A 12996-nucleotide genomic window follows, 5' to 3' on the forward strand; every position below is an offset into this window, starting at 1 on the left:
ACCTAACGGGAAACCCGTTTTCCATTCACCCAGACATCGGCAATCGCGCGGTCGTCGCCCATCATGATCGTTGGGAACAGCGCCTCCCACAGGTCATTGGCCTGGGCCGCGCGCTGGGCGATGGCGGGGGTCGAGGACAGGTTCAGCACGATCAGGTCGGCCTCTAGCCCCTCGGCTAGGTTGCCGATCAGGTGATCCAGGTGCAGCGACCGTGCGGCGCCCTGTGTGGCTAGCCAATACAGCTGGGACGGATGCAGAGGGTTGTGGCGCAGCTGGGCGATCTCATAGGCGGCGGCCATGGTGCGCAGCATCGAAAAGGACGACCCGCCCCCGGTATCGGTGGCCAGCCCGATGCGGTGGCCCTCGGCCATCAGCCCGCCCATGTCGAACAGGCCCGACCCGATGAACGTGTTCGAGGTGGGGCAGTGGATCAGGCTGGCATCGGCCTCTTTCAGGCGGTCGCGCTCGCGGTCTTCGAGATAGATCGCGTGGCCAAACAACGCGCCGCGCCCCAGCAGCCCGTGCTGTTCGTAGGTGTCCAGATAGTCGCGCGCGTCGGGGAAGAGGCCGCGCACCCAGGCGACCTCATCGACCTGCTCGCTAAGGTGGGTCTGCATCAGGCAGTCGGGGTATTCGGCCCATAGCGCGCCCAGCGCGGCCAGTTGTTCCGGGGTTGAGGTCGGCGAAAAACGAGGGGTAATAACGTAATGATTACGGTTATATCCGTGCCATTGTTCAAGTAATGCCTTAGATTGATCATAGGCGATTTGCGGCGTGTCGCGCAGGCCTTCGGGCGCGTTGCGGTCCATGCAGGTCTTGCCGCCCAGCACCCGCATCCCGCGCGCGCTGGCGGCGGTGAAATAGGCATCGACGCTGGCCGGGTGGATCGTGCAATAGCTGCATACGGTGGTGGTGCCATTGGCCAGCAAAAGGTCGAGATAGCGGTTGGCGATCTCGGTCGCATAGGCGGGATCGGCGAATTTCATCTCTTGCGGAAAGGTGTAATCGTTCAGCCAGTCGATCAGCCGCTTGCCCCAACTGGCGATCATCGCGGTCTGGGGGTAATGCGCGTGTGCATCGACAAAGCCCGCCGTGATCAGCGCGTCGCCGTAATCGTGCAGGGTGGCGTCGGGGTGCGCGGTGCGCAGGGTGGCGCCATCGGCCACGGCCTGAACCCGTCCGTTTTCGATCAGCACGCCGCCATGGGCCATGTGCCGGGCCGCGTCGGGGCCCTCGGCAAACGGGTCGGCCTGATAGGCCAGCGTCTGGCCAAGTAGCAGGGTTTTTCCGGTCATCTCGCACCTCTTGTCGGAAACAGCCTAGGGGGCTGCCGCCGCAAGGTAAATCTGCTTTCGGGCCTGTTGTTGCGTCAAAGCTTTCGCTAATGTTCGGGCAAATCAGCGGGGGCCGGTCATGGCGGATGGCATCGAGGACATCGAGGAACGCGAAGACGACAGCTATGCGCTGAACAGTCGTGTTGTGTCTGCGATCCGCCTGGCCATTGCGGCCGGTGATCGTGACCGGCTGGGCGAGCTGCTGGACGAGCTGCATGCCGCCGACATCGCCGACCTTCTGGAACAGATCGACAGCGCGCAGCGGCGCGAGATCCTGCTGCTGGGCGCGGGCCATATCGACGGCGAGGTTCTGACCGAACTGGATGACGCGATCCGCGAAGAGGTGATCGAGTTTCTGCCCAAGGAGCTGCTGTCCGAGGCGGTGCGGGATCTGGATTCGGATGACGTTGTCGATCTGGTCGAGGATCTGGAAGAGCCGCAGCAGGCCGCGATTCTGGAGGTTCTGGAAGATGCCGACCGTGTGGCGGTCGAGCGGGCGCTGAGCTACCCGGAATACTCGGCCGGCCGTCTGATGCAGCGCGAGGTCGTTGCCGCGCCCGAGCATTGGAACGTGGGCGAGGCGATTGATTACCTGCGCAAGAACAAGGCCGATCTGCCCGATCAGTTCTACCACCTGATCGTGGTCGATCCGCGGATGCGGCCGGTGGGATATGTCACGCTGGGCAAGCTGTTGTCTTCGTCCCGCAAGGTGACGCTGCTTGAGATCCTGGAAGACAGTTTCCGCACCATCCCGGTGATGCAGCCCGAATCCGAGGTCGCCTATGCGTTCAACCAGTATCACCTGATCTCGGCCCCGGTGGTCGACGACGACGGGCGGCTGGTGGGTGTCATCACCATCGACGACGCGATGATCGTTCTGGATGAAGAGCACGAAGAAGACATCATGCGCCTGGCCGGTGTCGGTGAAAGCAGCCTGTCGGACCGCGTGATCGAAACCACCAAGCGGCGCCTACCCTGGCTGGGGGTCAACCTGGTGACGGCGATCCTGGCGTCGCTGGTGATTGACCAGTTCGAAGACACCATCGCCCAGCTGGTGGCGCTGGCGGTCTTGATGCCGATCGTGGCCTCGATGGGCGGCAATGCCGGCACGCAAAGCCTGACCGTGGCGGTGCGCGCGATTGCGACCAAGGACTTGACCGGCTCGAACCTGTGGCGCGTCGTTCGACGCGAGGTTCTGGTGGGCGCGGTGAACGGGGTGATCTTTGCGGTGGTCATGGGGCTGGTCGGGCTGTTGTGGTTCAGCTCGCCCATGCTGGGCGCGGTGATCGGGATCGCGATGGTGGTGAACCTGGTGATCGCCGGGCTGGCCGGGATCGTGATCCCGGTGACGCTGGAAAAAGCGGGGGTCGACCCGGCGCTGGCCTCGGGGGCGTTTGTGACGACAGTGACCGATGTGGTGGGCTTTTTCGCCTTCCTTGGTCTTGCGTCTGTGATGCTGCTGTGACCGACGCGGCCGCGCAGAAGGCGCAGCTGCGCAAGACCTGTCTGGCCGCGCGCGGGGCGCTGAACACGCCCGAACGCGCGGCGGCTGCGGCAGAGCATCTCTATCAGGCTTTGTTGCCCCATCAGGGCAAGGTGATCTCGGGCTATGCCGCCATGCGGTCCGAGGTTGACCCGATGCCGGCGCTGGCGCGGCTCGATGCGCAGATCTGTCTGCCGGTGGTGGTGGGCAAGGCGCAGCCGCTGGCCTTTCGCGAATGGCGCCCCGGCACCGAGATGGTCGAGGGTGCCTTTGGCGCGATGATCCCGGCCCATGGCGCCGAGCTGGAGCCGCAGGTGCTGGTCGTGCCGCTGGCCGCCTTTGACGGGCGCGGTCTGCGGCTGGGCTATGGCGGCGGGTTCTACGACCGCACGCTGGAAAAGCTGCGCGCCGCCGGGCCGGTGCTGGCGGTGGGGTTTGCCTTTGCCGGGCAGAGGGTTGCGGCCCTGCCGCCCGACCCGCATGATCAACCGCTTGACCTGATCGTCACCGAGGACGGTCTGCACCGGTTCTAGTCTTGCCCTTGGGCCGTTCAGGCCCTAGGCATGGGGCATGAAGATCCTGTTTCTGGGCGATGTGATGGGCCGGGCCGGGCGCAAGGCCATCACCGAACGCCTTCCCAAGCTGCGGGCCGATTGGGGCCTCGATTTCGTTGTCGTCAACGCCGAGAACGCGACCTCGGGCGCGGGCGTCAGTGCGGAGCATGCCAAGGCTCTGCTGGATGCGGGGGCCGATTGCCTGACGCTGGGCGATCATGCCTTTGACCAAAAGGACATGCTGAGCTTCATCAACCAGGAGCCGCGCATCATCCGCCCGCTGAACTACGCCACCGAGGCCCCTGGTAAGGGCGCCCGGCTGTTCACCGCGGCTGGCGGGCGCAAGGTTCTGGTGGCGCAGGTGCTGGGCCAGGTCTTTATGAAACGCCCCTTTGCCGATCCGTTTTCGGCCATCGATGCCGAACTGCGCCGCCATCCGCTGGGCGGGCTGGCGCAGGCCACGCTGGTCGACATGCATTGCGAGGCCACGTCGGAAAAGATGGCCATGGGTCATTGGTGCGACGGGCGGGCCAGTGTGGTGGTGGGAACCCATACCCATGTGCCCACGGGCGACGCGATGATCCTGCCGGGCGGCACGGCCTATCAGACCGATGCCGGCATGTGCGGCGATTACAACTCGATCATCGGGATGGACAAGGCCGAGCCGATGCGCCGGTTCATCACCGGCATGGCCAAGTCGCGCTTTACCCCCGCCAATGGCGAGGCCACGCTGTCGGGTCTTTATGTCGAGACCGACGATCGCACCGGTAAGGCAAAACGCCTGGAAATGGTGCGCCAGGGCGGGCTGTTGCAGGCGTCAAACCCCTGAGGGCGCGGGCCATGCAGTCTGTACTTGTGTGGGGACGGGGCCACGCTAAAGTGGGCGTGATGCGGAGCAGGGCCCTCACAGAATGATCAATCTTTCCATTTCGGCGACCTCCAGTGCGATTCTGGCGCTGACCGTCGTGGCGGTGATGTTCGTTCTGTTCGTGCGCGAACGCTACCCCGCCGAGGTGATCGCGGTGTCGGGCGCGGCGGTGATGCTGTTCCTGGGAATTCTGCCTTATGACAACGCGCTAGAGGTGCTGTCGAACCCCGCGCCGTGGACTATTGCCGCCATGTTCGTGGTGATGGGGGCGCTGACGCGGACCGGGGCGTTGGAGGGCGTGATCGGCTACGCCGAACAGGCCACCGACAAGGCGCCGATGCTGGGTATCGCGGGGCTGCTGGGCTTTGTGGTCATGGCCTCGGCCTTCATGAACAACACGCCGGTCGTGGTCATGATGATCCCGATTTTCGTCAAGCTGGCACGGCGGATCAACCGCCCGGTCAGCAAGCTTCTGATCCCGCTCAGCTATGCCTCGATCCTGGGCGGCATGACCACGCTGATCGGCACCTCGACCAACCTGCTGGTGGATGGCGTGGCGCGCAACGCGGGGCTAGAGCCGTTCACCATTTTCGAGGTCACGCCGCTGGCGCTGATCCTGGTGCTGTGGGGGATGCTTTATATCGCGCTGATCGGGCGCAAGCTGTTGCCGCGGCGCGATTCCATGGCCGATCTGCTGTCGGATCGCAGCCGGATGAAGTTTTTCACCGAGGTCGCCGTGCCCGAGGATTCCGAGCTGATCGGTGAACCCGTGCGCGGGATTGATCTGTTCAAGCGCGACGGGGTGCGGCTGGTCGACGTGCTGCGCGGTGACGCTTCGCTGCGCCGTGACCTGAGCAATGTGAGGCTGGAGGCCGGCGACCGCGTCGTTCTGCGCACCGAGATGTCGGAGCTGCTGGGCCTGCAGAAATCGAAAAGCCTGCGCCTGGTCGACAAGCTGTCCTCGGTGCAGACGACGACGGTCGAGGCGCTGATCTCGCCCGGATGCCGGATGATCGGCCGATCGCTGGGCGAGCTGCGCCTGCGCCGCCGCTATGGCGTCTATCCGCTGGCCGTGCACCGCCGGAACCAGAATATCGGGCGCAAGCTGGATGACCTTGTGGTGCGCGTGGGCGATACGCTGCTGCTGGAAGGCGCGCCCGAGGATATCCGCCGCCTGTCCTCGGACATGGAACTGGTCGACATCACCGAACCCACCGCGCGCGCCTATCGCCGCAGCCATGCGCCGGTGGCGCTGGTCTGCCTGGCGGCGATCGTGCTGCTGGCGGCGCTGGGTGTGGCGCCGATCCTGTTCCTGGCGGTGATGGCGGTGGCGGTTCTGTTGCTGACCCGCTGTATCGACAGCGAAGAGGCGTTCTCGGTCGTCGATGCGCGTCTGTTGGTGCTGATCTTCTCGATGCTGGCCGTCGGCGCGGGGCTAGAGGCCTCGGGCGCGGTGGCGATGCTGGTGGGTGCTGTCAGCCCGTTCCTGGCCACGCTGCCGCCCTTCCTGTTGATCTGGGCGATCTACCTGATGACCTCGATCCTGACCGAAACGGTGACCAACAACGCCGTTGCGGTTGTGGTCACCCCGATCGCGATCAGCCTGGCCCAGGCGCTGGGCGTCGATCCGCGGCCGCTGGTGGTGGCGGTGATGCTGTCGGCCTCGACCTCGTTCGCCACGCCGATCGGCTATCAGACCAACACGCTGGTCTACGGCCCCGGCGGCTATCGGTTCACCGACTTTATGAAAGTCGGTATCCCGCTGAACCTGTCGATCGGGCTGTTGGCCTCGGTGCTGATCCCGTTTTTCTGGCCGCTATAGGCGGGCTGGTTACTTGCAGGCATGGGGCGCGCTGATCTATAGAGGCGCGAACAGATTTTCCGAGCGTGGAGCGTGTCATGGCAGGCCATTCAAAATGGGCGAACATTCAACACCGCAAGGGCCGGCAGGATGCCGCCCGGTCGAAGTTGTTTTCAAAGCTGTCAAAGGAAATCACCGTCGCCGCCAAGATGGGCGACCCCGACCCCGACAAGAACCCGCGCCTGCGTCTGGCGGTGAAAGAGGCCAAGTCGGTTTCGGTGCCCAAGGACGTGATCGACCGCGCGATCAAGAAAAGCCAGGGCGGCGATGCCGAGAACTATGACGAGATCCGCTATGAGGGCTACGGCCCCAACGGCGTGGCCGTCATTGTCGAGGCCATGACCGACAACCGCAACCGCACCGCGTCGAACGTGCGCTCGACCTTTGGCAAGCATGGCGGCAACCTGGGCGAGACCGGGTCTGTCGCGTTCATGTTCGACCGCATGGGTCAGGTCACCTATCCGGCCAGCGTGGGCGATGCCGACACGGTGATGATGGCCGCGATCGAGGCCGGCGCCGAGGATGTCGAAAGCAGCGAAGACGGCCACATCATCTGGTGCGCCGATACCGACCTCAGCGAGGTCAGCATCGCGCTGGAGGCCGAACTGGGTGAATCGGATTCGACCAAGCTGGTCTGGCGCCCGCAAACCACCACCGAGCTGGATCTGGACGGCGCGCAAAAGCTGATGAAACTGATCGAGGCGCTGGAAGATGACGATGACGTGCAGAACGTCACCGCCAACTTTGAAATCTCGGACGAGGTGATGGCCCAGCTCTAAGCCGCGCCACCCGCGTTTGATCACAGGCCCTGCGGGGCCTGTTTTCGTTTCCGGCTTGCGCTGGCGGGCGGCATCGGGTCAGGTCGCGCCATGACCGATACGCAGACCACGACCCATCGACCGCTGACCGGCATCCTGTGGATGCTGGTGACGGGGGCGTGTTTCGTCTGTGTGACGGCGATCGTCAAACATGTGGGCAGCGACGTGCCCGCGGCGCAATCGGCCTTTCTGCGCTATGTGTTCGGGCTGGTGGCGTTTCTGCCGGTGCTGCCGCAGATCTTGCGCCACAGGCTGACGGGGCGGCAGGCGCTGATGTTCTCGGCGCGGGGCGGGGTGCATACGCTGGGGGTGTTGTGCTGGTTCTATGCCATGACCCAAATCCCGATCGCCGAGGTCACGGCGATGAATTACCTCAGCCCGATCTATGTCACCATCGGCGCGGCGCTGTTTCTGGGCGAACGCCTGGCCGCGCGCCGGATCGCTGCCATCGCGGTGGCCTTCCTGGGGGCGATGGTCATTCTGCGCCCCGGTTTTCGCGAGGTCACACCGGGTCATCTGGCGATGCTGGTCACGGCGCTGATGTTCGGGGTGTCCTACCTGATCGCCGGCCGGATGAGCGCGCAGGTCAGCGCCGCGACGGTGGTGGCGATGCTGTCGCTGACGGTGACGGTGGGGCTGGCGCCCTTCGCCTGGGCTGTGTGGGTGCCGCCGACCCTGGCGCAGCTGGGCTGGCTGGCGCTGGTGGCGGGCTTTGCCACGGCGGGGCATTTCAGCATGACGCTGGCCTTTCGCGCAGCCCCGATGACGGTGACACAGCCGGTGACCTTCCTGCAACTGGTCTGGGCCACGGCTTTGGGCTGGGCGGCGTTCGATGAGGCGGTCGATATCTGGGTCATCGCGGGCGGCGGGCTGATCCTGGCCTCGGTCAGTTTCATCACCTGGCGCGAGGCGCGGTTGCGCCGCCGGGCGATCACGCCGGCGCCCGAGGCCACGAAAAGCTAGGCAGTTTGATCCGGGTCAAGGTTGGCGCCGGGGCGCTGCTCTAGCGTGAGACAAACGTCACAGGAAGGAGACTGAAAATGTCGCATACCCCCCATGAACTGGCTGAAGAATTCCCCGATCAGGCCGAGGCCATCCATGCGCTGAAAACCAGCGACAGCCACTTTGCCCGGCTGGTGGAGGAATATCACGAGATCAACCGCGCCATTCACCGCGCCGAGACCAATGTCGAGCCCACCGAAGAGCTGCACGAGGTCGAAATGCGCAAGAAACGCATGGCGCTGAAGGATGAGATCGCCCGCGCCCTGTCAGCGGCCGCAGGCGCCTGATACATGTGGCCCCGTCCGCCGGGCGGGCGGGGCTATTCGGCAACCTCGTAGGGCAGGATGCCGCGTTTGTTCGGGTCGATGGTCAGGCGTCGCTCTAGCGGCGGAACCGACCGCTGGGCGCAGTTGCGGCGCTCGCAGATCCGGCAGGAAATCCCGATCGGCTCGAACGCTGAGGCGCGGGTGATGTCCATATCATCGGCATAGACGATCTGGCTGGCGTGCTGCACCTCGCAGCCCAGCCCGATGGCAAAGCGCCGGATCGGTGCGCCCCAGGCGCCGCCGCGCTTGGTCACGTCATGGGCCAGACAGAAATAGCGCGCGCCGTCCGAGGTTTCGGCCAGCTGCCGCAGGAACCGGCCCGGCGCTTCGAACGCATGGTGGGCGTTCCACAGCGGGCAGGCGCCGCCAAAGCGCGCGAATTGCAACCGCGTGGCCGAGTGGCGCTTGGTGATCGTGCCGGCCTGATCGACGCGGGCAAAGAAGAACGGCACGCCCTTGGCGCCGGGGCGCTGCATGGTCGACAGGCGATGCGCCACCTGTTCCAGCGAGGCGCCGAACAGGTCGATCAGGCGTTCCAGATCGTGGCGGGTGCTTTGCGCGGCATCCAGGAACCGTTGATAGGGCAGCAGCGCGGCGCCGGCGAAATAGTTGGCCAGGCCGACGCGGGCGATGGCGCGGGCCTCTTCGCTTTGGAACCGGGCCATGTCCAGCGTCGCATCCAGCAGGTCGGGATATTTCATGATCGCGACCTGGTGCAGCAGCTGGAACCGCTGCGTCGCGGGGGTAGAGCGCGAGTTCAGCGTCAGGACGTTGTGTTCGAAATCAAAGCGCCGCAGCCCGGCATTGTGATCGTTGCGGACGGTAATCCCGATATCTTCCAGGGCTTTACGTGCCAGCGCCATCGGGTCGCCCCGGTTGCCGCCCGGACAGGCAAAGCGTTCGGCGGCGCGGTCGACCGCGTCGATGTAGTTGTCGCAATAGTGGAAGAAATCGCGCACCTCTTCCCAGGGGCTGGGGCGCACGCGGGCGTCGTCGCGGCCCAGCGCCTCGTCCAGCTGGGCCAGGCGTTCATGGGTCTGGCGATAGGCGCGATGCAGGTCGAGAAAGGCCCGCGCCAGTGCCGGCGCGTTCGAGGCCGTCAGCCGCAGATCGGCCAGCGGCGGCGCGGCATCGGCAAAGACCGGATCGGCCAGAGCCTCGCGCATGTCGGTGATGATGCGCTCGGCATCGCCGGCCGACAGTTCGGTTACGTCAAAGCCGAACTCCTGTGCCAGCGCCAGCACCACCCCGGTGGAAACGGGGCGGTTGTTGTTCTCCATCTGGTTCAGGTAGGGCAGGCTGATGCCCAGCTTGGCGGCAAAGTCCTTTTGCGTGATCCCCAGGCGTGTCCGCGTCTCGCGCAGCTTGACCCCGGCATAGAGTTTCTGATTGGCCATCGACACACCTTTGCATTTTGCTGAAGGCATCGTGCCGTTTGCAAATCGACCGCGCAAGGGGGCTTATTGGCCGGGCAGGGGGCCTTGGGCGCGATTGATGTGCTGGACATAGAGGGTAAAACCGATTCCCGCGGCCGCGGTCAGCAGCATGATTGCCAGCAACGGGTAGACCCCCCAGCCGGGTTTCAGGAGCGCGCCCGCCGCCGCCGACAGGGCCGCCCCGCCGCCGATCATGATCGCGCCGCTCAGCCCGCTGGCGGTGCCCGCCAGCCGGGGCCGCACCGACAGCGCGCCCGCCGTCGCGTTCGGCAGCACCATGCCATTGCCCAGGCCCACCATGCTGGTCAGGCCGAAAAATGCCAGCGGATGCGTGGCGCCGCCGAGGAACAGCGCCAGAGACACCGCCAGCCCGGCAAAGACGATGATCGCGCCCGTCAGCATCATCCAGGTGATGCCCATGCGGGTCGAGAACCGGGCAGAGATGAAATTGCCCGCAATATATCCGAATGCCGGCGCGCCGAGATAAAGGCCCAGCAGGGTCGGGCCCAGCGCGAACACCGCCGAGCCCACCAGGGGCGCGCCGCCCAGAAAGGCAAAGAAGGTGCCCGAGGACATGGCCGCGGCCAGCGTATAGCCCCAGAACCGGCGCGAGGTCAGCAGCTCGGGGTATTCGCCGAACTGGGCAAGCAGCGTGATATCGCTGGGTTTCCCGGTTTCTCCGAGGTCGAACCAGGTCAGCGCCATCACCGCCAGCCCGGCCACCAGCAGGGCGACAAAGCTGGCCTGCCAGCCGAACTGGTCATCAAGAACGCCGCCCAGCATAGGGCCCAGCATCGGGACAAGCGCCATGCCCATGGTGACATAGCTGATCATCGAGGCGGCCTCTTCATCGGGGACGATGTCGCGCACCACCGCGCGTGACAGCACCATGGCTGCCGCGATGATGGCCTGGGCCATGCGGCAGGCCAGGAAGATTTCGATGTTGGGGGCGAAAAGACAGCCCAAAGTGGCCAGCAAAAACGCCCCGCAAGCCCAGAGAATCACCGGCCTGCGACCGTATTTGTCGGCCACCGGACCGATGAAAATCTGCAAAACACCGTTCATGCCGAGGTAGAGCGCGACCGACAGTTGCATGAGCCTGTAATCGGTATGAAAAAATTCTGTCATCCGCGGCAGGGATGGCAGAAAAATGTTCATTGATAGCGCCGAAATACCGGCTAATAGCACCAAGGTGACGATATGCGGCGGGGTGGCGCGATCGAGAAAGAGGATCGCGGGTTTCTGTGACATTTCTATGACTTAGGCTGTTGTGGTGAGCTTGTCCATATGTTCATATGGGGAGGCGATTTGCAGATTTTGCAATTCGCAACTCGACGCCTGACAAAACTTTGCAAATACGCTCAAATTTCCTTTGTAGAGTGCGTCAGAGGCTGTAGGGTGTTGTGAATTCGGCATGGGAAGGGTCAAAATGAAAGATATCCTGCAAGAACTAGAAGACCGCCGTTCCGCTGCCCGCTTGGGAGGTGGACAGAAGCGGATCGACAGCCAGCACGCCAAGGGCAAGCTGACGGCGCGTGAACGTGTCGAGCTGCTGCTCGACGAGGGCTCGTTTGAAGAGTTCGATATGTTCAAGGCGCATCGTTGCACCGACTTCGGCATGGAAGAAGACAAACCCGCCGGCGACGGCGTGATCACTGGCTGGGGTACGATCAACGGTCGTATGGTCTATGTGTTCTCTCAGGACTTCACGGTTCTGGGCGGGTCGGTTTCGGCGACCCACGCACAGAAGATCTGCAAGATCATGGACATGGCCGTGCAGAACGGCGCGCCGGTCATCGGTCTGAATGACTCGGGCGGTGCCCGTATCCAGGAGGGCGTCGATGCTCTGGCCGGTTATGCCGAGATCTTCCAGCGCAACATCATGGCCTCGGGCGTGGTGCCGCAGATCAGCGTGATCATGGGCCCCTGCGCCGGTGGTGCGGTGTATTCGCCGGCGATGACCGACTTCATCTTCATGGTCAAGGACACGTCCTACATGTTCGTGACCGGCCCCGACGTTGTGAAGACCGTCACCAACGAGGTCGTCACCGCCGAGGAACTGGGCGGTGCCAGCACCCACACCAAGAAATCCTCGGTTGCCGATGGCGCCTTCGACAACGATGTCGAAGCCCTGGCCGAAGTGCGCCGTCTGGTGGACTTCCTGCCGCTGAACAACCGTGAAAAGCCGCCGGTGCGTCCGTTCTTTGACAAGCCGTCGCGCCTGGAAGACAGCCTCGACACGCTGATCCCCGACAACCCGAACCAGCCCTACGACATGAAAGAGCTGATCCTGAAGGTTGCCGACGAGGGCGATTTCTACGAGATCCAGGAAGATTACGCCAAGAACATCATCACCGGTTTCATGCGCCTCGAAGGCCAGACCGTGGGTGTTGTCGCCAACCAGCCGATGGTGCTGGCCGGCTGTCTCGACATCGACAGCTCGCGCAAGGCGGCCCGTTTCGTGCGCTTCTGTGACGCGTTCGAAATTCCGATCCTGACCCTGGTCGACGTGCCCGGCTTCCTGCCCGGTACCAGCCAGGAATATGGCGGCGTCATCAAGCACGGTGCCAAGCTGCTGTTCGCCTATGGCGAAGCCACCGTGCCGAAGGTGACCGTGATCACCCGCAAGGCCTATGGCGGTGCCTATGACGTTATGGCGTCCAAGCATCTGCGCGGCGACTTCAACTATGCCTGGCCGACCGCTCAGATCGCGGTGATGGGTGCCAAGGGCGCGACCGAGATCCTGTATCGCTCGGAACTGGGTGATGCGGACAAGATCGCCAAGCGCACCGAGGATTACGAAGGCCGCTTTGCCAACCCGTTTGTCGCGGCCGAGCGTGGCTTTATCGACGAGGTCATCATGCCCCATTCCACCCGGAAACGGGTTGCGCGCGCCTTTGCGTCGCTGCGGGGCAAACAGCTGACCAACCCGTGGAAAAAGCACGATAACATCCCGCTTTAATCAAGCGTGACAGGGAGGAGCCCCATGCGTGACGCGTGGCAGAACATCCGGAAGGACGGCGTGAGCACGTGTGCCCGCCATCTGGCCTGGCAAAGTGCCGGGGCAGCCGGGATGGCGCTGCCGGGTGCCGGGGTGTGGGGCTTTTCCAACAACGAGATCCGTCTGGGATCTGTGGCGCACTCTCCGGCGCCTGAGCAGGTTCTGGGCGGTGATGCGGATCAAGGAGGAGGGTTCGCATCACAAGGTCCGGGCGGGGGGTCGTGTTCACGCCCGGACCTTACCCTTATTTCCCAGCGCCATGCGGTTGAGTCTTTCCCGCAACAGCGCAACCGGTCGCGAAAAGCGGCATGTG

General features: G+C 64.3%; 11 protein-coding genes. 8 read left to right on the plus strand and 3 right to left on the minus strand.

Translation table 11 applies throughout. The features are described 5' to 3' along the window. Window positions 1-2: 2 nt before the first annotated feature. Complete coding sequence (guaD, locus tag OE856_RS01040) at window positions 3-1295, minus strand: guanine deaminase (protein WP_263714190.1); 1293 nt, start codon at window positions 1293-1295, stop codon at window positions 3-5. 118 nt (window positions 1296-1413) lie between these two features. Between guaD and mgtE the strand changes: the two genes are divergently transcribed. The 7 genes from mgtE (at window position 1414) to OE856_RS01075 (ending at window position 8207) form a co-directional block, all read left to right on the plus strand. Beyond that, complete coding sequence (gene mgtE, locus OE856_RS01045; protein ID WP_263714191.1) at window positions 1414-2799, plus strand: magnesium transporter; 1386 nt, start codon at window positions 1414-1416, stop codon at window positions 2797-2799. Further along, window positions 2796-3350: a 5-formyltetrahydrofolate cyclo-ligase gene (locus OE856_RS01050; RefSeq protein ID WP_263714192.1), complete on the plus strand. Its 555-nt coding sequence runs from the start codon at window positions 2796-2798 to the stop codon at window positions 3348-3350. Before mgtE ends, OE856_RS01050 begins: the two co-directional genes overlap by 4 nt. Before the next feature lie 37 nt (window positions 3351-3387). Beyond that, the gene (locus OE856_RS01055; RefSeq protein WP_263714193.1) at window positions 3388-4200 is read left to right on the plus strand and encodes a TIGR00282 family metallophosphoesterase; all 813 of its coding nucleotides are present in this window, start codon (window positions 3388-3390) and stop codon (window positions 4198-4200) included. A gap of 82 nt (window positions 4201-4282) precedes the next feature. Next, window positions 4283-6061 (plus strand): SLC13 family permease, encoded by a 1779-nt coding sequence (locus OE856_RS01060; RefSeq protein ID WP_263714194.1) that lies wholly within the window; start codon window positions 4283-4285, stop codon window positions 6059-6061. A gap of 77 nt (window positions 6062-6138) precedes the next feature. Then, window positions 6139-6879 carry a YebC/PmpR family DNA-binding transcriptional regulator gene (locus tag OE856_RS01065; RefSeq protein WP_263714195.1) on the plus strand — a complete coding sequence of 247 codons (741 nt, stop codon included), beginning with the start codon at window positions 6139-6141 and terminating at the stop codon, window positions 6877-6879. A gap of 90 nt (window positions 6880-6969) precedes the next feature. Next, window positions 6970-7881, plus strand: coding sequence for a DMT family transporter (locus OE856_RS01070; protein ID WP_263714196.1), 912 nt, complete (start codon window positions 6970-6972; stop codon window positions 7879-7881). Window positions 7882-7958: 77 nt separating this feature from the next. Further along, window positions 7959-8207: a YdcH family protein gene (locus OE856_RS01075; RefSeq protein ID WP_166499753.1), complete on the plus strand. Its 249-nt coding sequence runs from the start codon at window positions 7959-7961 to the stop codon at window positions 8205-8207. Window positions 8208-8239: 32 nt separating this feature from the next. On the opposite strand, the gene OE856_RS01080 is transcribed toward OE856_RS01075, so the two are convergent. Both OE856_RS01080 and OE856_RS01085 read right to left on the minus strand, forming a co-directional pair. Then, complete coding sequence (locus OE856_RS01080; RefSeq protein ID WP_263714197.1) at window positions 8240-9643, minus strand: helix-turn-helix domain-containing protein; 1404 nt, start codon at window positions 9641-9643, stop codon at window positions 8240-8242. Between the two features lie 63 nt (window positions 9644-9706). Further along, window positions 9707-10933 (minus strand): multidrug effflux MFS transporter, encoded by a 1227-nt coding sequence (locus tag OE856_RS01085; protein WP_263714198.1) that lies wholly within the window; start codon window positions 10931-10933, stop codon window positions 9707-9709. A gap of 178 nt (window positions 10934-11111) precedes the next feature. Here OE856_RS01085 and OE856_RS01090 point away from each other — a divergent pair, with 178 nt between their 5' ends. Then, window positions 11112-12644, plus strand: coding sequence for an acyl-CoA carboxylase subunit beta (locus tag OE856_RS01090; protein WP_263714199.1), 1533 nt, complete (start codon window positions 11112-11114; stop codon window positions 12642-12644). The last annotated feature ends 352 nt before the right edge of the window (window positions 12645-12996 follow it).

Origin of the sequence: Actibacterium sp. XHP0104, from assembly GCF_025751515.1 — a bacterium.
Taxonomy (GTDB): domain Bacteria; phylum Pseudomonadota; class Alphaproteobacteria; order Rhodobacterales; family Rhodobacteraceae; genus Actibacterium_D.

Bases quoted from the DNA above. Each gene is read 5' to 3' on its own strand.
- OE856_RS01090 (WP_263714199.1), top strand. From the start codon at position 11,112: ATGAAAGATATCCTGCAAGAACTAGAAGACCGCCGTTCCGCTGCCCGC.
- OE856_RS01080 (WP_263714197.1), bottom strand. From the start codon at position 9,643: ATGGCCAATCAGAAACTCTATGCCGGGGTCAAGCTGCGCGAGACGCGG.
- guaD (WP_263714190.1), bottom strand. From the start codon at position 1,295: ATGACCGGAAAAACCCTGCTACTTGGCCAGACGCTGGCCTATCAGGCC.
- OE856_RS01055 (WP_263714193.1), top strand. From the start codon at position 3,388: ATGAAGATCCTGTTTCTGGGCGATGTGATGGGCCGGGCCGGGCGCAAG.
- OE856_RS01075 (WP_166499753.1), top strand. From the start codon at position 7,959: ATGTCGCATACCCCCCATGAACTGGCTGAAGAATTCCCCGATCAGGCC.
- OE856_RS01060 (WP_263714194.1), top strand. From the start codon at position 4,283: ATGATCAATCTTTCCATTTCGGCGACCTCCAGTGCGATTCTGGCGCTG.
- OE856_RS01065 (WP_263714195.1), top strand. From the start codon at position 6,139: ATGGCAGGCCATTCAAAATGGGCGAACATTCAACACCGCAAGGGCCGG.
- OE856_RS01070 (WP_263714196.1), top strand. From the start codon at position 6,970: ATGACCGATACGCAGACCACGACCCATCGACCGCTGACCGGCATCCTG.
- mgtE (WP_263714191.1), top strand. From the start codon at position 1,414: ATGGCGGATGGCATCGAGGACATCGAGGAACGCGAAGACGACAGCTAT.
- OE856_RS01085 (WP_263714198.1), bottom strand. From the start codon at position 10,933: ATGTCACAGAAACCCGCGATCCTCTTTCTCGATCGCGCCACCCCGCCG.